Source organism: Eikenella sp. NML99-0057 (assembly GCF_001648535.1).
Taxonomy (GTDB): Bacteria; Pseudomonadota; Gammaproteobacteria; order Burkholderiales; family Neisseriaceae; genus Eikenella; species Eikenella exigua.
Window position 1 is genome coordinate 633113 of the sequence record NZ_LXST01000001.1, and the last position, 17934, is coordinate 651046.

Here is a 17934-nt window from a genome sequence, read left to right on the forward strand (position 1 = left end):
GCAGCTTATCTTTTTTCAGACCAGCTGCACCCTATTTTTCGGCATTCAGGTTAACCGGAATCGGATCCGGCACCTTGTTTTGGCTGTATGCATCGAAATAAATCATCCGCTCCTGCTCATTCCAGCTCAATTTGCGCGATGGGGAGGAATGTTCGGCCAAGACCTTATCCAAGGCGGCACGGCGCTGGCCGGCGGGCAGGCGGTATAAGGCCAGGGCCGCGTTAAAGGCACGCTGCTGCATGGCGGTGTCTTGCAGGCGGTGAACATAGGTATCAAACAAAGGCATAGCCTGATCAACGTACCGGCAGCCTACACTGTTGCTCAGGCACGCCCATTTCCGGGCAAACGTTTTGGCAGTTGGCTGCGACCACTGCACCTTTCGGTCTGCCCGCAAAACGGCGGTGGCAGCGGGTTTGCAGAAAGCGGCATAATGAGGTGCGGCTATAACCAAACTGTGCACCGCATCGAAACGCGGCAGGGCCAACAGTGCGAAATCGGCGGCGGCATCACTTTGTTCTTCGCCCAAAGCTAGAAGTTCCCGCCCTTCCTGCACCTGCATCATCTGCCATCCTTTGCCTTCCAGTTTTAGGGACAGGTTAGTAGCCAGGTGGAATTCGTCCTGCATCACCAAACAGAGGCTTTGTTCCCGCTCGGCCAACACCTCAAACATGCCGCCGCATTCGGCGGGCAGATGGTTTGCCCATTCAGGCTTTTCATACAGCATTTGCGCCGCCAGGCCGGTATTACGGAGGATAATGGCGTTACCGATCATGGGGTAAATCAGGCCGGGTCGGCTGTGCAGCAGGCTGCGGCCGGTTTTGATGTTGCGGCAGACGCGCCGCCAGGCTTCGTTTTCCCTGCCCTGCGCCCAATCCAGCGCGGCTACGGTATGGCTGCGAATGGCGATACTCAAATGCGGCAGCCTTATACTGCCCAAATCTTCTTTATTGTTCGGCCAGTCGCGCGGGGCGAAGGTGTCGTAATCGGCCAGATTATCTACATTGGCAAACAGTTCGGCATGTTTTGCCGCCTCGGCGCGGTATTTCGGCGGGTTCGCGCGGATTTCGGCCAGGTATTCCGCCGCCGTACCGTTGAATGTCAAGATGTCGTCGGATGGTGGCAGGCGTTTGGCCACCAACTCCGAATGCTGCCGATAGGCATCGAGATCGCCTGGGATAATGTGGCCGAAGCGGCGCATCAAATCGGCGCGTTCGTCATCGCTGGCGGTGCGGTATTCCAGCAGCCACAGCGCGTCTATGCCATTTTTCACAGACGGCGGCGGCGCGGGTGGGGCAGCCAGCAAAGCCAGGTCGGCTTCGGCGGCACGGATTTCGCGCTGTTTCAGCCATTCGGATACGACATACAGGATGGCAACGGCAGCCAAAATCAGGATGACGGTCACACGCAGTGGGCGTTTCAATAGGCGTTTCATTCGGTTTCCTCGGCACACAACGGATGGGATTATATCGGAGGCGGGCGGCTTGAGGGGCTACCTGAAAACGGCTTTCCAGTTTCAGATAGCCTCAGTCCGATGGGTACGGGAAGGGTTTTAAACAGCTCCCCCTGCTTTTTCAGGTAGCCTCTCCAAAACGGCAAAACAGGCCGGATTGCTCCGGCCTGTTTCCATTCGTATCACAACTAAGCCGCCACCGGCTGGTTGCGCAGCAGGCGGATGAGTTTGGCGATACGCGCTTTCATTTCGCGGCGGTCCACAATCTGGTCGATGGCGCCTTTTTCTAGCAGGAATTCGGCACGCTGGAAACCTTCAGGCAGCTTTTCGCGCACTGTCTGCTCAATCACGCGCGGGCCGGCAAAGCCCACCAGCGCGTTCGGCTCGGCCAGCACCACGTCGCCCAAAAAGGCAAAGCTGGCAGAAACGCCGCCCATGGTCGGGTCGGTGAGCACAGAAATAAAGGGCAGCTGCTTGTCGCTCAACAGGTGCAGCACGGCACTGGTTTTGGTCATCTGCATCAGCGAGCTCAGGCCTTCCTGCATCCGCGCCCCGCCGGAAGCGGCCACACAGATAAAGGAGCAGCCGTTTTCCGCAGCCTCGCGCACGCCGCGCACAAAACGTTCGCCCACCACCGAGCCCATCGAGCCGCCGATAAAGCGGAATTCAAATGCAGCCACCACCACGGGCAGCCCGTCCATTTCGCCTTTCATCACCACCAACGCATCGTTTTCGCCGGTGGCTTTGCGCGCCGCGCTGAGGCGGTCGGGGTATTTTTTGCTGTCTTTGAATTTCAGAATATCGGTGGGCTTCACCTCGGCGCCGATTTCTTCGCGGCCAGCTTCGTCTAGCAGCAGATCCAGCCGCTCGCGGGCGCTGAGCGGATTATGGTGGTTGCACTTGGGGCAAACTTGGTGGTTTTCTTCCAAATCGGAGGCATACAGCACTTCAGAGCAGGCCGGGCATTTGCGCCACAGGCCTTCCGGCACGCCGGATTTGCCGCTATCTTCGCGTTTGATTTTCGGGGGGAGGATTTTATCGAGCCAACTCATGATTTACTCCATTTGCTCCTAATTAGGTTTGGTTTGCCACTTGGGGCAACAGCCGGGCGGGATAGTAGCCAATAGCGGCGGTTTAGGCAAGTTTTGTAAAGACCGCAAGGATTTTGCCCGGCTGCGGGCGGCGGTTTTACAAGCAAATCGGGCAGTAGGCCAAACAGGCATCCACCACTTCTTCCGCCGTGGGCGCGTAATCCGCCAGGCCGCCGCTGCGGGCGTTCCACCCTTCGGGGTAGAAAAACAGGCTGCTGCCTTCGGGATGGAGCACATTGCGGTCGAACTCTGCCATCAAACCGTCCAGCACATCATCGTCTTCTTCCGCCAAGATGCGCTTCCCTAAATCGATTAATTCGTCCCGCGTCATTTTCAGGTAGCCTTAAATGGCTTCTCTCAAGCTTTTCACCAACTTGCCTGCGGCTTCTACCTCGCGGCCGGGGTTGGCTTCGATTTCTTTCACAATGCGGCTGCCGATCACCACGCCGTCGGCCACAGCGGCGACTTGCTGCGCGCTCTCGGCATCGGAAATGCCGAAGCCCACACAAATCGGTAGCGGCACATGGCGGCGCAGCACAGCCACTTTTTCGGCTACTTCAGCAGTGTTCAGGCTGGCCGAGCCGGTAACGCCTTTGAGCGATACGTAATACACGAAGCCGGAAGCCAGCTTGGCAATTTCAGCCATCCGCTCCTCGCCGGTGGTGGGGGCAACCAGGAAAATGGTGTCGAGCCCGGCGGCCTTGAGCGCGTTATGCAGCGGAGCCACGGTTTCAATCGGGCTATCCACCGTAAGCACGCCGTCTACGCCAGCTTCTTTGGCGGCACGTACGAATGGCGCATAGCCCATTTTGTGAATCGGGTTCAGGTAGCCCATCAGCACCACGGACGTGCTTTGGTTGCTTTGGCGGAAACGGCACACGGTTTCCAATACATCTTTCAGGGCGACTCCGTTTACCAAGGCACGCTCGGCGGCACGCTGGATGGTGGGGCCGTCCAACATCGGGGCAGGAAACAGCACGCCAGCTCGATAATATCCGCGCCATTGGCGGCCAGGCTGCGCATCAGCTCCAGTGTGGTTTCAAAGTTTGGGTCGCTGGCGGTGATGTAGGCAACCAAGGCTTTATGTGTATCGTTTTTTTGAAAGACTTGTTTGATTCTACCAATGATTTCATCCATATCTAAGGCTGCCTGAAAACCAAATAAAGGTTTCAGGTAGCCTTTGGTTTAATTCTTCATCGACTGCACCGGTGCGGGGATGCGGCCGCCGCGCGCGATGAAGTCCGCACACGAGCCCGCCTTGACCGGCATGATCGGCGCATAGCCGAGCAGGCCACCGAATTCGACGTGTTCGCCCACGCCTTTGCCCGGTACGGGGATGATGCGCACGGCGGTGGTTTTGCTGTTGATCATGCCGATGGCGGCTTCGTCGGCGATGATGCCCGCAATGGTCGCCGCCGGGGTGTCGCCCGGCACGGCGACCATGTCGAGGCCAACGGAGCACACTGCCGTCATCGCTTCGAGTTTGTCCAGGGTAAGGACGCCACTGGCAGCGGCGGCAATCATGCCTTCGTCTTCGGAGACGGGGATGAAGGCGCCGCTCAGGCCGCCGACGGCGGATGAGGCCATCATCCCGCCTTTTTTCACCGCGTCATTCAGCAGGGCAAGGGCGGCGGTGGTGCCGTGCGTGCCGCAGACGCTGAGGCCCATCGCTTCGAGAATGCGGGCGACGCTGTCACCGACGGCAGGGGTGGGCGCGAGCGAGAGGTCAAGAATGCCGAAGGGGATGCCGAGGAGCCGCGCCGCTTCCTGACCGATGAGTTCGCCGACGCGGGTGATTTTGAAGGCGGTTTTTTTGACGATTTCGGCGATTTCGGTGAGGTTCTTGCCGTCGCAGTGTTGCAGTGCCGCCTGCACCACGCCCGGTCCGGAGACGCCGACGTTGATGACGGCGTCCGCTTCGCCCGCGCCGTGGAAGGCACCCGCCATGAAGGGGTTGTCTTCGACGGCGTTGCAGAAGACGACGATTTTGGCGCAGCCGAAGCCTTCCGGGGTAATGGCGGCGGTGTGCTTGATGGTGTCCGCCGCGAGCTTGACCGCGTCCATGTTGATACCGGCGCGGGTACTGCCGATATTGATGGAGGCGCAGACGATGTCGGTCATGCGCATCGCCTCCGGGATGCTGGCGATCAGGACGCGGTCGGCGGGCGAGAGGCCTTTGTGCACCAGGGCGGAGAAGCCGCCGATAAAGGAAACGCCGATGGCTTTGGCCGCCTTGTCCAGCGTCTCTGCCACGCTCACATAGCTGTCCGCCCCGGTCGCGGCGGCGATTTGCGCAATCGGGGTGACGGCAATGCGCTGGTTGACGATGGGCACGCCGTATTTGGCGGAGAGTGCTGTGGCAGTCGTGACCAGGTTTTTGCCGATACGGGTGATTTTGTCGTAGATGTTGCGGTTGAGCTGTTCCAGGTCAGGACTGATGCAGTCGTGCAGGTCAATGCCGATGGTGATGGTGCGCACGTCAAAGTTTTGCTCGGACACCATGCGGATAGTTTCGAGGATTTCGGTAAAGTGAAGGGACATTTTCAGGTAGCCTTCATATTGTTGTATTAGATTTTGAGTTTGACATACATATTTCCATGAGCTCCTTCAACACTTTTGCGCATCTGGTATGCGAATATCTCTGGGTATTTCCTCACTTCAGGCTACCTGAAACATATTCCCTGCCTAAAATACTGTAATCGCGGCGAAGAGCTTTCAGGTAGCCTGCAAATTAAATCCGGTGCATAGCGTTGAACAACGCTTCGTTTTGCATGCGAATATCCAAGCCCAGCTTCTCACCGGCTTGGGCAAACACGCTCAGCATTTCTTCGCGGCTTTGCGGGCAGCGGCTGGTGTCCATCAGGATAATCATGGTGAAATATTCGCCCATGAGCTGCTGGCTGATATTGAGGATGTTGATTTGATGTTCGGTCAAGAGTTTGGATACGTCGTAAACGATGCCGATGCGGTCTTTGCCGATAATGGTGAGTATGGAATGGGGGTTAGGCTGGGGCATAGTCATTCAATTTCTGTTTGAAAATTTGAGGCCTTTGCGAAGTGCCGCTCTGCGGTGTGTTCGCAAAGGCCTCCTAGGATATGGGCATGCATAGAACGGTGGCCGTGCTCAATCATCCTGTTGGCCGTTTTCGGCATTGGCCACCATCTGTTCGGCAGCTTCTTGAGTGAGGGCGGCGAAACCGGCAGGCAAATCCAATGCTTCCAACGTGGTTTTGCCGGTGGGTTTGTCGGCCATCTCGGCAAATGCCTGACGCAGGGCTTCTTGCTGTTCGGCAAAATCAGGATGCAATACCACCATATGTGTGACGACGGCAAAACTACTTTCCTGCAAAATACGCAGCTGCTCAAGCGTGCGCTTGCTCATGTAGGCATAGGTACTAGCCAGAAAGAAGCCGGCCTGTGCTTGGCCTCTAATCAGGGCAGAGGCTGCCTGGGGAAAGGTAGCGGCTTCTTCAATTTTAAGCTGTTCCACATCCAACCCGGCCTGTTTCAACAAATGCAGGCCAAGGCAGCGGATATCGGGATTGGGACCGGTTTCGATCAACGCATCAGCCGGCAAATCTTCTATTTTTTGATACTCTGATTCGGCGGATACGGCCACTACGGCTTCATCGAATTTATCTTTCAAGCACACCAGCGGCAAATAGCCTTTATCTTTAATCAGTGCCACGGCATCAAAAGCATTGGCATAGAGCATATCCATTTTGCCGCCCTCGGCTAACTCCTGTATTTCTGCAGCATTAGCAGGCAGATGCAGATGGATGGAGAGTTCGGTTTCGCGCTGTAAATGACTGCTGAGTAGATACCAATGGCTGAAGTGGTCGGGCAGGTAATCCGGCGCCACCACAAAGTTGATTCCAGCTTGTTGCACCATAAAACTTTTTCCTTGTTTTTGCTGGGTAATTCCTGTATTCACAACAAATGAGAATGTGTATTTGTGTTTCAAGATTGGATTGAGGCTACCTGAAAACTTAGAAATTCAAACATCAACTGCATTCCAAGCGCCCTACCCTTATCGCTCCAAAACAGCGGGGGCGAAAAGAGTCATTATCGTTCTAATGTAATTATCTTACCACCTTTACCTACGATAAAAAACCACCTATATAGGTGATTTTTTGCTTGGCATGGATTTGAGAGAAGCAGCATCAGGCAAGGGTTTGCTGCCAATATTGATTCTCCTCCACCACATCAAGTGTGTATACCCAACACCATACGGCAAAGGCTACCTGAAAATGCAAAAAGAGCCGGTTGTTTTAGCCGACTCTTTGAAATTTGGTGGAGGTAAGCGGGATCGAACCGCTGACCTCTTGCATGCCATGCAAGCGCTCTACCAACTGAGCTATACCCCCCCAATTTGGTGGCGAATCAGGGACTCGAACCCCGGACACAAGGATTATGATTCCTCTGCTCTAACCAGCTGAGCTAATTCGCCACTTCTTCCAGAAGGCGTGTATTATACGGCTTTCTCAAATTCTGTCAAACCCCAAAACACACTTTTTTGCTATAGTTTGATTTATATGGATAACTATTTTTCACACTGCTTTTCAAAACTCAAACAAGCCAGTATTTCACTCGCCAGTCCATTTGATGTATCAACCCGCAAACTGTTTCTTCATGCGCTCACGCCGCTCCTGCGCTTCCACCGACAAAGTGGCAGTAGGGCGGGCGAGCAAGCGCTTGAGGCCGATGGGCTCGCCGGTATCGACGCAATAGCCATATTCACCTTCATCAATCTGACGCAGCGAGGCCTGAATTTTGTTCAACAATTTACGCTCACGGTCGCGGGTGCGCAACTCCAGCGCATATTCTTCTTCCTGCGTGGCACGATCAGCCGGGTCGGGGGCAGCTTCATGGTTTTGCAGATGGCCAGTAGTGTCGGCCGCCTTTTGAATCAGCTCGTCTTGCAGCTTAACCAACAACTCACGGAAAAAAGCCAGCTGATCAGCATTCATATACTCCTCTTCCGGGCCTTTCCAGTTGATGATGTCTTGCTCGGTTAGTTTTGCCATGAGTTATCCTTTTTGTGAAATTCTACCAACCGCCCTTCCCGCAAGCGGCTGCTTCTTTTATAAAAGGATGAAATATAAAACAGCCGACCGCTTATGGCAAGAGCAAAAAATTCAAATGCATGATAATCGCCGGCAACCCCCAGCCAATCCAGCCCCACAGCAAAAGCGCCAACAGGCTACCTGAAAAATCCCAGCGACCGATACGCAAAAAGGCAAATGGGCGGCACAGCGGCTCATACACGCGGCTGAGCACCGCCACCAGCGGCGAATACGTCTGCGATAAAGACAGCACCATGCGCCACAACAAACCGCCCAGCAACACATAAGCTGCCGAACGCGTAAGGACAAGCGCAGCGAGCAACACATCTGCCGCTACTATCGGCCAGCCAAACATCCCCGCCGGCAGATTGAGTAGTGACAACAACAAATACAACGCTACATACAGCAGCCAAGCCGCCAAGATGCAGGCGCTGTCCAAACCGCCCAAGGGAGGAAGTAGACGGCGTAGCGGCTTCACCAGCCAGTCGCTGCTGCGGCAGCAAAACTGCGCCAGCGGATGCATATAGTTCAAACGACCGTATTGCAGCAGGCAGCGTGCCAACAGAAGCATGGCCAGCGCATCAGCGAGCAGGGCGACAAATTGATTAAACATACCGCCCTATTCCGCCAACTGCTCAGCCAATTCCTGCGAACGCGCCACACAGGCGGCCACGCCCGCCCCAATCGCTTCAGCCACACCGTGCGCCTCAAAGCTTTGCAGCGCAGCATAAGTGGTGCCGCCTTGGGAAGTAACTTTTTGCCGCAAATCGGAAAACTCTTCTCCGCTCTGCTCGGCCAGCCGCACCGTACCTTGGAAGGTGGCCAAACTGAGTTGCCGTGCTTCTTCCACATTGAAACCCTGCTGCCTTGCGGCGTTTTGCAGCGCTTCAAGCAGGTAGAACACATAGGCCGGGCCGCTGCCGCTGATACCGGTAATGCGGTGCAGGCCGTCTTCACTATCCAGCCACAGAATTTGCCCGCTGGCACGCATGATGCGGTCGGGCAACTCCCGATCAGCCGCAGATGTGCCGCTGTCGGCAAACAAGCCGGCCACGCCCTGCCCCACTTGCGCCAGCGTGTTCGGCATGATGCGCACAATGCGGCGCGTGCCGCCCAGCCAGCGGCTCAAAGCCGCGCACGGCAGCCCGGCGGCAATCGACAACACCAGCGCGCCACCCGTTTGCACGTTTTGCAGTGCCGCCTGCATATCCTGCGGCTTCACCGCCAGCACCAGCACATCGCCCTCATTCAGCAGCGGCAACTCAGTAGCGGTGGCAATGCCGTATTGCTGCGCAAGCGCGGCCAACTTGTCGGTACTGTAGTCGATGGCACAGATATCGAAACCGCCAGCACGGCTCATGCCGGCGATAATGGCAGAGGCCATATTGCCTGCGCCGAGAAAATAGATGGTCACGATGGTTCCTTTGTAGTGGTTGGAGGTTTCAGGTAGCCTCATCCTCCTGCAGACAGGCTACCTGAAACCTTTATTCGCCATAATCCCGTTGCCCAAAAATGGCGCTGCCGATGCGCACATGGGTGGCACCGCAGGCGACGGCGGTTTCCAAATCGTCCGACATGCCCATGGAGAGCACGTCCACATCCAATCCCTGTGCCTGCAAAAATTGCAGCAATTCGTTCATGCGGCCAAACTGCTGGCGCAACTCTTCTTCGCTGCTGCCCAGTCGCGCCACGCACATCAGGCCGCGCAGTTTCAGCCTGGGCAAAGAGGCTACCTGAAAAGCCAGTTCGCGCAGCGTTTCCTCTTGCGGCGGCACGCCGTGTTTGACGTCTTCGCCGCCGATGTTCACTTCAATCAGCACTTGCAGCGGCGGCATGGTTTCCGGCCGCTGATCGCTCAGGCGGCGGGCGATTTTTTCGCGGTCGACGGTGTGCACCCAATGGGCACGTTCGGCAGCGATGCGGCTTTTGTTGGATTGGATATGGCCGATGATGTGCCAGCAGATGTCTGGAATATCGGCCAGCTCGCTGCTTTTCTCTTCAAATTCCTGCAGATAGTTTTCGCCGAAATCGCGCTGCGCACTTTTCTGGCACAACAGGCGCACATCGGCGGCGGGAAAGGTTTTGCTCACCGCAATCAGCTCGGGCTCGGGGCGGCCTGCCGCTTCGGCGGCAGCCCAAATGCGGGCGCGCACGGCGTGCAGGTTCATGGTTAGCACTCTCATCATCATTTTTCCTTTTCATCAAATAATTCGCCGGGAATTTTGCACACGGGGATGGGCTGGATTTTGTGCAGCGTGGCACGGTGCAGGCGTTGGTAAATCTCGAACACTTCGCGCTCGCGCCCGGAAAATTCTTCGGCGCGGCGGCCGGCTTCGCTTTGCGCCATCGCCCATTCCAGCTCGGGATAGCTCGCGCCCATCTGCTGCTCGTCGGTGCGCTCTTCGTCCCACAGCCCGTCGGTGGGCGCGGCTTGGCGGATGGCGGGCAGCACCGCCAAGGCTTCGGCCAGGGTGTATACTTGGGTTTTGAGCAAATCGCCGATGGGGCTCAAATCCACGCCGCCGTCGCCGTATTTGGTGAAAAAGCCCACGCCGAAATCTTCCACCTTATTGCCCGTGCCCGCCACCAGCAGACCGTTGATTTGGCCGTAGTAATACAGCGCGGCCATGCGCAGGCGGGAACGGGTGTTGGCCATGGCCAGGTTTTTATTGTCGGCTGCAGTGTCGGCCACGCTGCGCTCGAACTGCTCGAAAGTGGGGGTTAAATCCAGCGTTTGGCTGCGCACATTCATAAAACGGCGCTGCAAATCGGCGATGTGTTCGTTAGCCCGCTGCAACTGGTCGGCCTGTTGGCGGATGGGCAGCACCACGCACAACACGTCCAGCCCGCTGTGCGCACACAGGGCAGACACCACGGCGGAATCCACCCCGCCGGAAATGCCCACCACAAAACCTTTTGCGCCCGCGCGCACGGCATAATCGGCCAGCCAGCGGCTGATGTGTCGGATAACGGCTTGGGTTTGCATCATGTTTTCCTATTTTGATAATCCGCCAACGCATAATTCATCGGCGGCCTGTTGAATATAAGCGCTCAATGAAGCCAGGCCGGCTTCATCCGCAATCTTTGCATTCTCTTCCAAATAATAATACCGCCCCAGCGAATCGCTAATATCCACCCTGCCTTGCAAAGTTGCCCGGTTTAGCTCCATTTCGAGCACCACTTCATCGTTATCGCTATTTTTCAGGTAGCCTTCCCGCAGCAGCAGGCTGAGTAGAATCCTAATCGCATGCGGGCGCACAAAAATATCCGCATCAATCTTCAGCACCCGAATATCGGCCGAAAACTCATCGCGCCATTTGATGATGTATGCCAACAATTCTATCTCGCCCATTTGCCATCCTTCGCTCAGTTGCACGGCAGCGGGTAATATATCGCCAATCCGCCCAAAAGCCAAATGCCCAGCCCAGCCCGGCAATCCGGCAATCTGCTAAAATTCTGCATGGGCTACCTGAAAACCGAAGCCTCAGCGTAATCACAATGAACACCGCAGCTTTCTGCGCCGCTCAAACTGAAAAAATGCGGCTTCCACCACCAGCAAACCATAGAGTACTTCTTTTCCAAGCTCACCGGCGAAACGCATACCACCCTGCTATACACATTAGCCACCGTTCCCGTTTTCAGGTAGCCTCTATCACACAGCAAAGGAACCCCATGTCTCACCAACCCCCGCAACAAATCCGCCTGCAAGCCGACCGCCAAAGCCTCGTCTTGGTTTACCCGGATGCCGAATACACCCTGCCCGCCGAATACCTGCGCGTGTATTCCCCCAGCGCCGAAGTGCGCGGCCACGGGCGCGGGCAGGCCAAACTGCAAACCGGCAAAGCCGGCATCAGCATCACCGACCTGCAGCCCGCCGGCAACTACGCCCTCAAAATCACCTTCTCCGACGGCCACGACAGCGGCCTCTACAGCTGGGGCTACCTGTATGAATTGGCAAGCGGATACGCTACAATGTGGCCCGATTACCTGCGTCGCCTTGAAAAAGCCGGCGCTTCCCGAGAACCTGCCGCACAAACCCTTGCTATCCCGAAAGGAAAGAAATGTCCGCATTAAACCGCACCCTCCCCGCCCTCATCGCCGCCTCCGTTTTGCTGCTGGCCGGCTGCGATAAAGTTGCCGACAAAGTTGCCGACAACGCCGCCGGGCAAATCGACGACCAAAAAGCCCGCAGCGAATTCGTTACCAACTGCGCCAAATCTGCCGTTGAATCCTCCAAAGGCTCAATCAACAACGCAGCGGCCACCAAACTGTGCGGCTGCACCTACGACCAAGCCGCCTCCACCTACAGCAACTCCGAAGAGTGGAAGAAAGACCTCATCCGCTACGGCCTGAACCAAAACAATAAAGAGCTGGAAGCCAAAGTCCAAGCCGCCATGACCACTTGTATCGACCGCTTCTCCAAAGGCCAGCTGTAACCCTTCTGCAGGCTACCTGAAAGCACTTTATATCCACCAAACCCGCCCTGTTCGTCCTCAGCTTTTTGCTCTTGGCCGGCTGCGACTTTATTGCCAATAAAGCCGCCAGCAACGTAACCGAGCAAGAAGCCAAAGACGGCTTTATCGAAGGTTGTGTCAAAGGCGCACTCGATCCGCAAGCCTTCAAACGCCAATTGAGCCAAGCAGAAGCCTCCAAGCTCTGCCACTGCGCCTACGACACCGCTTCCGCCCAATATACCGACCGCGAAAAGTGGAAACGCGATCTGATTCGTGCCGGCCTGTCCCCCAACGACCAAAACCAGGAAATCTTCCAAAAACTGGTGGCCGGCCTGCAAAGCTGCGCCACCAGCCAAAACCTGATGTAACCAGCCTAAAGGCTACCTGAAAGCACCATAATGCCCGATAAGCAAACCCATTTCGGCTACCGCACCGTAAACGAAAGCGAAAAAGCCGCCAAAGTGGCCGGAGTATTCCATTCTGTCGCCAAAAAATACGACGTCATGAACGACGTGATGTCCGGCGGCCTGCACCGCGTGTGGAAACACTTCACCCTCACCACTGCCCGCGTGCCCAAAGGCGGTAAAGTGATCGACATTGCCGGCGGCACGGGCGACCTCTCGCGCGGTTGGGCCAAACGCGTGGGCAAAGACGGCGAAGTCTGGCTCACCGACATCAACTCCTCCATGCTCGGCGTGGGCCGCGACCGCCTGATCAACGAAGGCCTGCTCCTGCCCGTGGCCGTGTGCGATGCCGAAAAACTGCCCTTCCCGGATAACTATTTCAACCTCGTTTCCGTATCCTTCGGTCTGCGCAACATGACGCACAAAGACGCTGCCCTCAAAGAAATGCACCGCGTGCTCAAACCCGGCGGTACGTTGCTCGTACTGGAGTTTTCCAAAGTGGCCAAGATGCTCGCTCCGGCCTACAGCCTCTACTCCTTCAAGCTCCTGCCGCTCATAGGCAAACTCATCGCCAAAGATGCCGACAGCTATCAATATCTGGCCGAATCCATCCGCATGCATCCCGATCAGGAAACCCTCAAACAAATGATGCTCGATGCTGGTTTCGACAGCGTGGACTACCACAATATGAGCGCCGGCATCGTGGCTCTGCATAAGGGTGTGAAATTCTGATTGCCGCTCGCAGGTCGTAAAATAAAAGGCTACCTGAAAACGAAAAATATTTCAGGTAGCCTCTTGATACAAAATTCACTCAACAAACAATAAAAAATCCTGCATGGCTCATTCATACCATGCAGGATTAACTAATTCATTATTCTTTGGTGCCCAGAAGAAGACTCGAACTTCCACACCCGTGAGGATACCAGCACCTGAAGCTGGCGCGTCTACCAATTCCGCCACCTGGGCTTTGCTTTAATCGAACTTTGCGGTAAAGAGCATTGCTCTTTATGCAAGAAGAGCGCATTATAGCGCCAATTTCCCACTTGTCAACATAATATATGAAGAAGAAAACCTCGCTCCGCCTGCAAGACCCTTATCTGCAACGGGAAACGCAACGCTACGAACACCCCCTGCCCAGCCGTGAATGGATTACCGAAATGCTGGAAGACAGGGGCGTGCCGCTGAAAACCGAATCTTTAGCCATCCTGCTCGATATCGCCGAGCACGAAATGCCCTTTTTCGAACGCCGCCTGACTGCGATGGCGCGCGACGGGCAAATCCTGATTAACCGGCGCGGCATGGTATGTGCCGCCGAAAAACTCGCGCTGGTGAAATGCCGCGTTGAAGCGCATAAAGACGGCTTCGGCTTTGCCGTGCCGCTCACGCCCGACGGCCAGGGCGACTTCGTGCTGCCCGCCCGCCAGATGCGCGGCCTGATGCACGGCGACACGGTAACCGTGCGCCCGGCCGGCACCGACCGGCGCGGCCGCCGCGAAGGCCAAGTGCTCGATGTGATCGAACGCGCGCAGAAAACCGTTGTCGGTCGGCTCATGATAGAGCGCGGTATCGCCATGCTTTCTCCCGAAGACAGCCGCCTGCCCGACAGCATCCTGCTCGAACCCGATTCGGTGGGCAAGGCCAAGCCAGGCCAAGTGGTGGTGGCTCAAATCGATGCCTACCCCGACACACACCGCCCCGCCGTGGCCAGCGTGGTGGAAGTGTTGGGCAACTATGCCGACAGCGGCATGGAAATCGAAATTGCCGTGCGCCAGCACCACCTGCCCCACCAATTCTCCACCGCCTGCGAAAAAGCCGCCGCGAAAATTCCTTCCGCCGTGCGCAAAACCGACCTCAAAGGCCGTGAAGACCTGCGCGACCTACCACTGGTAACGATAGACGGCGAAAGCTCGCGCGATTTTGACGATGCCGTATATGCCGAAAAACAAGGCCGCAATTTCCGCCTGGTGGTGGCCATTGCCGATGTGAGCCACTATGTAAAGCCTCAAGACGCAATCGACGCCGATGCGCTGGATCGCGCCACCAGCGTGTATTTCCCGCGCCGCGTGATTCCCATGCTGCCCGAAAGCCTCTCCAACGGCATCTGCTCGCTCAATCCCGATGTAGACCGCCTGTGCATGGTGTGCGATATGGTGTTCACCTACGCCGGCAATCTTAAATCATACCGTTTCTACCCCGCCGTGATGCGCTCCCACGCCCGCCTCACCTACACCCAAGTGTGGGATTGGATTGAAAACGGCAGCGACAACCCGCTCAAGCCGCACATCGATACCCTCTACAAACTCTATCAAATTCTGCTCAAAAAACGCCACCAGCGCGGCGCGATGGAGTTTGAAACCACCGAAACCGAGATGATTTTCGACAAGCAGGGCAAAATCAAACGTATCGTGCCCGTGGTGCGCAACGAAGCCCACCGCCTGATCGAAGAATGCATGCTTGCCGCCAACGTGTGCGCTGCCGAATTCCTGCTGAAACACCAGCATCCCGCCCTATTCCGCAACCACTCTGGCCCCACCCCGGAAAAGCTCGCTACCCTGCGCGAGCAGCTCGGCCTGCTCGGCCTTACCCTCGGCGGCGGCGAACAGCCCACCCCGCTGGATTACGCCGCACTCTTCGCCCAAACTGCCGAGCGCCCCGACCGCGAGCTGATTCAAGTGATGCTCCTGCGCTCTATGCAGCAGGCCATGTACGAGCCGGATAACAGCGGCCACTTCGGCCTTGCCTACCCCGCCTACACCCACTTCACCTCCCCCATCCGCCGCTATCCAGACCTCCTAGTACACCGTGCCATCAAAGCCGTGCTTTCAGGTAGCCGCTACAACCCCGCCGAAAACTGGAGCGCACTGGGCATCCACAGCTCTCAATGCGAGCGCCGTGCCGACGAAGCCAGCCGCGACGTGGAAAACTGGCTCAAAACCTACTATATGCAAGACAAAGTGGGCGAAGTATTCAGCGGCACAGTCAGCGGCATGGCCGGCTTCGGCCTGTTCGTTACCCTCGACGACATCCACATTGAAGGCCTCGTCCACATCAGCGAACTGGGCGAAGACTACTTCAACTATCGCGCCGAAACCATGAGCATCGAAGGCGAACGCAGCGGCTTGCGCTTCAGCATGGGCGACAAAGTTGTGGTTCAGGTAGCCCGTGCCGACTTGGATACCCGCAAAATCGACCTCATGCTCATCAGCGGCGGCAGCCTGCCCGGCAAAGGCAAAAAACCCGCAGCCAAAGGGAAAACCGCCACAGCCAAAGGCAGAACCCGCAGCCAAGCTCCCGCCGGCAAACCTGCTGCCAAAAGCAAGGCCAAAGCCCCCTCTGCTCCGGCTAAGAAAACCCGCAGCCGTAAAAACAGCCAGCCAGCTCAGGCTGCCCAGCCCCAAGCCAAACGCAAGCCCCGCACCCGCAAAAAAAGCGGCTGAACTTTAAAAGAGGCTACCTGAAAACAAAAAGGCTACCTGAAAATGTATTTCCACTTTCAGGTAGCCTTTTCTGCCTAATATAGCAAGCCAAATTAACCTTTAATACAAGGCGGTAAGCCGCATGCAGTACAGAAGTATGGCAAGGCAAACCCACGCGGTAGCGAAAGTTAAGTTGGTTTGCTTTAGATGAAACATTACTTCGGCAAAGCTGAGGCTACCTGAAAAAGACAAAACCCGTTTGCACAAGCAGACGGGTTTCATTTTTCAGGTAGCCTCAAATATTAGTGGCCATATCGAAGTACGGGCGGCTCATCCGCTTTCTTGCATCGCTGCAAGCCAGGCTCAAGCCAATATCGTTTTGCGGACAAGCTATCCGTACATTCAATCACGCCAGCACATTGGCCAGCAGGCTCTGCCCGAGGTAGCCGCCCTGCTCCGCACCGGGCAGGGTGAAGAAGTAACCGCCGCCAAAGGAGCTGATGTATTCTTCCAAAGGCTCGAAGTCGAGCAGTTTCTGCACAAAGATGAAGCCGTTGACGAGGTTGGCCTGGTAGCAAATAAAAAACTGCCCTACCACCAATACGGATAATACGGCCGATACATCATCCACTCCAACTCACGCCGCCGCTCGCGCCGCTCCAACATTTCCAGCTGCTGCCGATACACCAAATTCTCCCAAGCCATCCGATAACAAGCCTGAAAAGACGGCTCCGCAATCCGCCGCCTGTATTCACGCTGCAACTTAGGTTTCTCGGCATCCGCCACCCCCAAGTAATCCTCCTGCTGCAAAGCCAACAGCTCAGCCGTGCGCCGGTCGCACTGCGCCGCCAGTGCCACTGCCGTCTGTTTCATCTCCCGCTCTCTTGCCGCCTCATAGGCCGCACGCTGCTGCGGCGTCATCGCACAGCCAACCAGCAGCAGGCCGGCAAAGGCTATCTGAAAAAGTTTTGCCAACATCACTCTCTCCTTAACCCAATATTTAAGCAACAAATTAATCATACACCATTCCATACCGGCCACAAACTGCCCTGCCAAATTTTCAGGTAGCCTGCTCCGCCAATCCGTTATAATCCCACCCCTTACCATTTCATAAACACCCCAACACCATGTTTGCCCAAGCCCGCCAACACCTCCGCACCCCGCGCGACCTCCTGCGCTTCTGCACCAGCCGCTTCAACCAAGCCCGCCTCAGCTTCGGCCACGGCAGCGACAACGCCCACGACGAAGCCTCCTACCTCATCCTCCACACCCTGCACCTCCCGCTCGACACCCTCGAGCCCTATCTCGATGCCACTCTCCTGCCCGAAGAAATCGACGCCGTGCTCAGCCTGGCCGAACGCCGCGTCAACGAACGCCTTCCCATGGCCTACCTCACCCGCCAAGCCTGGCAAGGCGACTTCGAATTTTATGTAGACGAACGCGTACTCATCCCCCGCTCCTTCATCTACGAACAACTCGGCGAGCCCATCGCCCCGTGGACAGGCGACAGCAACCATATCCGCCGCGTGCTCGACCTCTGCACCGGCAGCGGCTGCCTCGCCATCCAAGCCGCCTGCCACTACCCCGAAGCCCAAGTCGACGCCGCCGACCTCAGCCCTGAGGCCTTGGAAGTGGCTGCCATCAACGTGGCCAACTACGGCCTAGAAGAGCGCGTCCGCCTGATTAAAAGCGACCTCTTCACCAACCTTTCCAGCACTTACAACCTCATTATCTCCAACCCACCCTACGTAAACGCCGAAAGCGTCGCCGCCCTGCCCGCCGAATACCTGCACGAACCCGAAATGGCACTCGGCAGCGGCGAAGACGGCCTCGACGCCACCCGCCAAATCCTCCAACACGCCCCCCGCTTCCTCAATCCACGCGGCGTATTGCTGGTGGAAATCGGCCACAATCGCGAAGCCCTCGAAGCCGCCTTCCCCCAGCTCCCCTTCTTCTGGCCCGAACAAAGCGACGGCGGCAGCAGCGTTTTCCTGCTCACCCGCGAGCAATTATTGGGCGAAGAGTAGGCAAAGCTGCCTGATCCCATCCGTTG

The 17934-nt window shown here is 56.7% G+C and carries 19 protein-coding genes, 3 tRNA genes and 2 pseudogenes; 6 read left to right on the forward strand and 18 right to left on the reverse strand.

All coding sequences use genetic code 11. The features are described from left to right. Positions 1 to 31: 31 nt before the first annotated feature. From A7Q03_RS03095 to A7Q03_RS03165, 15 genes and pseudogenes are all read right to left on the reverse strand, one after another. Positions 32 to 1432, reverse strand: coding sequence for a hypothetical protein (locus A7Q03_RS03095; RefSeq protein ID WP_067447197.1), 1401 nt, complete (start codon positions 1430 to 1432; stop codon positions 32 to 34). 206 nt (positions 1433 to 1638) lie between these two features. Beyond that, positions 1639 to 2502 (reverse strand): acetyl-CoA carboxylase, carboxyltransferase subunit beta, encoded by an 864-nt coding sequence (gene accD / locus A7Q03_RS03100; RefSeq protein WP_067447199.1) that lies wholly within the window; start codon positions 2500 to 2502, stop codon positions 1639 to 1641. 136 nt (positions 2503 to 2638) lie between these two features. Then, a complete protein-coding gene (locus tag A7Q03_RS03105; RefSeq protein ID WP_067447201.1) occupies positions 2639 to 2872 on the reverse strand; it encodes a colicin immunity protein in 234 nt (77 codons plus the stop codon). A 12-nt stretch (positions 2873 to 2884) separates the two neighbouring features. Next, positions 2885 to 3666, reverse strand: a pseudogene (gene trpA, locus A7Q03_RS03110) (tryptophan synthase subunit alpha). A 60-nt stretch (positions 3667 to 3726) separates the two neighbouring features. Further along, a complete protein-coding gene (locus A7Q03_RS03115; protein ID WP_067447203.1) occupies positions 3727 to 5082 on the reverse strand; it encodes a PFL family protein in 1356 nt (451 codons plus the stop codon). 190 nt (positions 5083 to 5272) lie between these two features. Beyond that, entirely contained in the window at positions 5273 to 5563 is a 291-nt protein-coding gene (locus A7Q03_RS03120; RefSeq protein WP_153705420.1) for an ACT domain-containing protein, read from the reverse strand. A 102-nt stretch (positions 5564 to 5665) separates the two neighbouring features. Beyond that, the gene (locus tag A7Q03_RS03125) at positions 5666 to 6433 is read right to left on the reverse strand and encodes a PhnD/SsuA/transferrin family substrate-binding protein (RefSeq protein WP_067447204.1); all 768 of its coding nucleotides are present in this window, start codon (positions 6431 to 6433) and stop codon (positions 5666 to 5668) included. A gap of 399 nt (positions 6434 to 6832) precedes the next feature. Next, positions 6833 to 6908 (reverse strand) — tRNA-Ala (locus A7Q03_RS03130). A 6-nt stretch (positions 6909 to 6914) separates the two neighbouring features. After that, positions 6915 to 6991, reverse strand: a tRNA-Met gene (locus A7Q03_RS03135). 160 nt (positions 6992 to 7151) lie between these two features. Continuing rightward, complete coding sequence (gene dksA, locus A7Q03_RS03140) at positions 7152 to 7568, reverse strand: RNA polymerase-binding protein DksA (RefSeq protein WP_067442509.1); 417 nt, start codon at positions 7566 to 7568, stop codon at positions 7152 to 7154. 91 nt (positions 7569 to 7659) lie between these two features. Further along, positions 7660 to 8220 carry a YggT family protein gene (locus A7Q03_RS03145; RefSeq protein WP_067447206.1) on the reverse strand — a complete coding sequence of 187 codons (561 nt, stop codon included), beginning with the start codon at positions 8218 to 8220 and terminating at the stop codon, positions 7660 to 7662. Between the two features lie 6 nt (positions 8221 to 8226). Next, positions 8227 to 9021: a pyrroline-5-carboxylate reductase gene (gene proC, locus A7Q03_RS03150; RefSeq protein ID WP_067447392.1), complete on the reverse strand. Its 795-nt coding sequence runs from the start codon at positions 9019 to 9021 to the stop codon at positions 8227 to 8229. Positions 9022 to 9091: 70 nt separating this feature from the next. After that, entirely contained in the window at positions 9092 to 9790 is a 699-nt protein-coding gene (locus A7Q03_RS03155; protein WP_067447394.1) for a YggS family pyridoxal phosphate-dependent enzyme, read from the reverse strand. A gap of 2 nt (positions 9791 to 9792) precedes the next feature. Beyond that, positions 9793 to 10593, reverse strand: coding sequence for an NAD(+) synthase (nadE, locus tag A7Q03_RS03160; protein WP_067447207.1), 801 nt, complete (start codon positions 10591 to 10593; stop codon positions 9793 to 9795). Between the two features lie 9 nt (positions 10594 to 10602). Then, complete coding sequence (locus A7Q03_RS03165; protein ID WP_067447209.1) at positions 10603 to 10959, reverse strand: hypothetical protein; 357 nt, start codon at positions 10957 to 10959, stop codon at positions 10603 to 10605. Positions 10960 to 11279: 320 nt separating this feature from the next. Between A7Q03_RS03165 and A7Q03_RS03170 the strand changes: the two genes are divergently transcribed. The 4 genes from A7Q03_RS03170 (at position 11280) to ubiE (ending at position 13197) form a co-directional block, all read left to right on the forward strand. Beyond that, entirely contained in the window at positions 11280 to 11681 is a 402-nt protein-coding gene (locus A7Q03_RS03170) for a gamma-butyrobetaine hydroxylase-like domain-containing protein (RefSeq protein ID WP_067447210.1), read from the forward strand. Beyond that, on the forward strand, positions 11669 to 12043 hold the full coding sequence (locus A7Q03_RS03175) for a hypothetical protein (RefSeq protein WP_067447211.1): 375 nt from the start codon (positions 11669 to 11671) through the stop codon (positions 12041 to 12043). The genes A7Q03_RS03170 and A7Q03_RS03175 overlap by 13 nt, the downstream gene beginning before the upstream one ends. Positions 12044 to 12114: 71 nt before the next feature. Next, positions 12115 to 12429, forward strand: coding sequence for a hypothetical protein (locus A7Q03_RS03180; protein WP_067447212.1), 315 nt, complete (start codon positions 12115 to 12117; stop codon positions 12427 to 12429). 30 nt (positions 12430 to 12459) lie between these two features. Next, on the forward strand, positions 12460 to 13197 hold the full coding sequence (gene ubiE, locus A7Q03_RS03185) for a bifunctional demethylmenaquinone methyltransferase/2-methoxy-6-polyprenyl-1,4-benzoquinol methylase UbiE (RefSeq protein WP_067447216.1): 738 nt from the start codon (positions 12460 to 12462) through the stop codon (positions 13195 to 13197). A 147-nt stretch (positions 13198 to 13344) separates the two neighbouring features. Here the strand turns inward: ubiE and A7Q03_RS03190 are convergent. Further along, positions 13345 to 13431 (reverse strand) — tRNA-Leu (locus A7Q03_RS03190). Positions 13432 to 13523: 92 nt separating this feature from the next. Between A7Q03_RS03190 and rnr the strand changes: the two genes are divergently transcribed. Further along, on the forward strand, positions 13524 to 15902 hold the full coding sequence (rnr, locus tag A7Q03_RS03195; RefSeq protein ID WP_067447220.1) for a ribonuclease R: 2379 nt from the start codon (positions 13524 to 13526) through the stop codon (positions 15900 to 15902). 385 nt (positions 15903 to 16287) lie between these two features. Here rnr and A7Q03_RS03200 read toward each other — a convergent pair. Together A7Q03_RS03200 and A7Q03_RS03205 are read right to left on the reverse strand one after the other, a co-directional pair. Continuing rightward, positions 16288 to 16482 (reverse strand): annotated as a pseudogene (locus A7Q03_RS03200) (deferrochelatase/peroxidase EfeB); the annotation flags it as partial. Beyond that, positions 16473 to 16859: a hypothetical protein gene (locus tag A7Q03_RS03205; protein WP_067447396.1), complete on the reverse strand. Its 387-nt coding sequence runs from the start codon at positions 16857 to 16859 to the stop codon at positions 16473 to 16475. The pseudogene A7Q03_RS03200 and the gene A7Q03_RS03205, both read right to left, overlap by 10 nt. A gap of 149 nt (positions 16860 to 17008) precedes the next feature. Between A7Q03_RS03205 and prmB the strand changes: the two genes are divergently transcribed. Continuing rightward, complete coding sequence (prmB, locus tag A7Q03_RS03210) at positions 17009 to 17908, forward strand: 50S ribosomal protein L3 N(5)-glutamine methyltransferase (RefSeq protein WP_067447224.1); 900 nt, start codon at positions 17009 to 17011, stop codon at positions 17906 to 17908. Positions 17909 to 17934 lie beyond the last annotated feature (26 nt).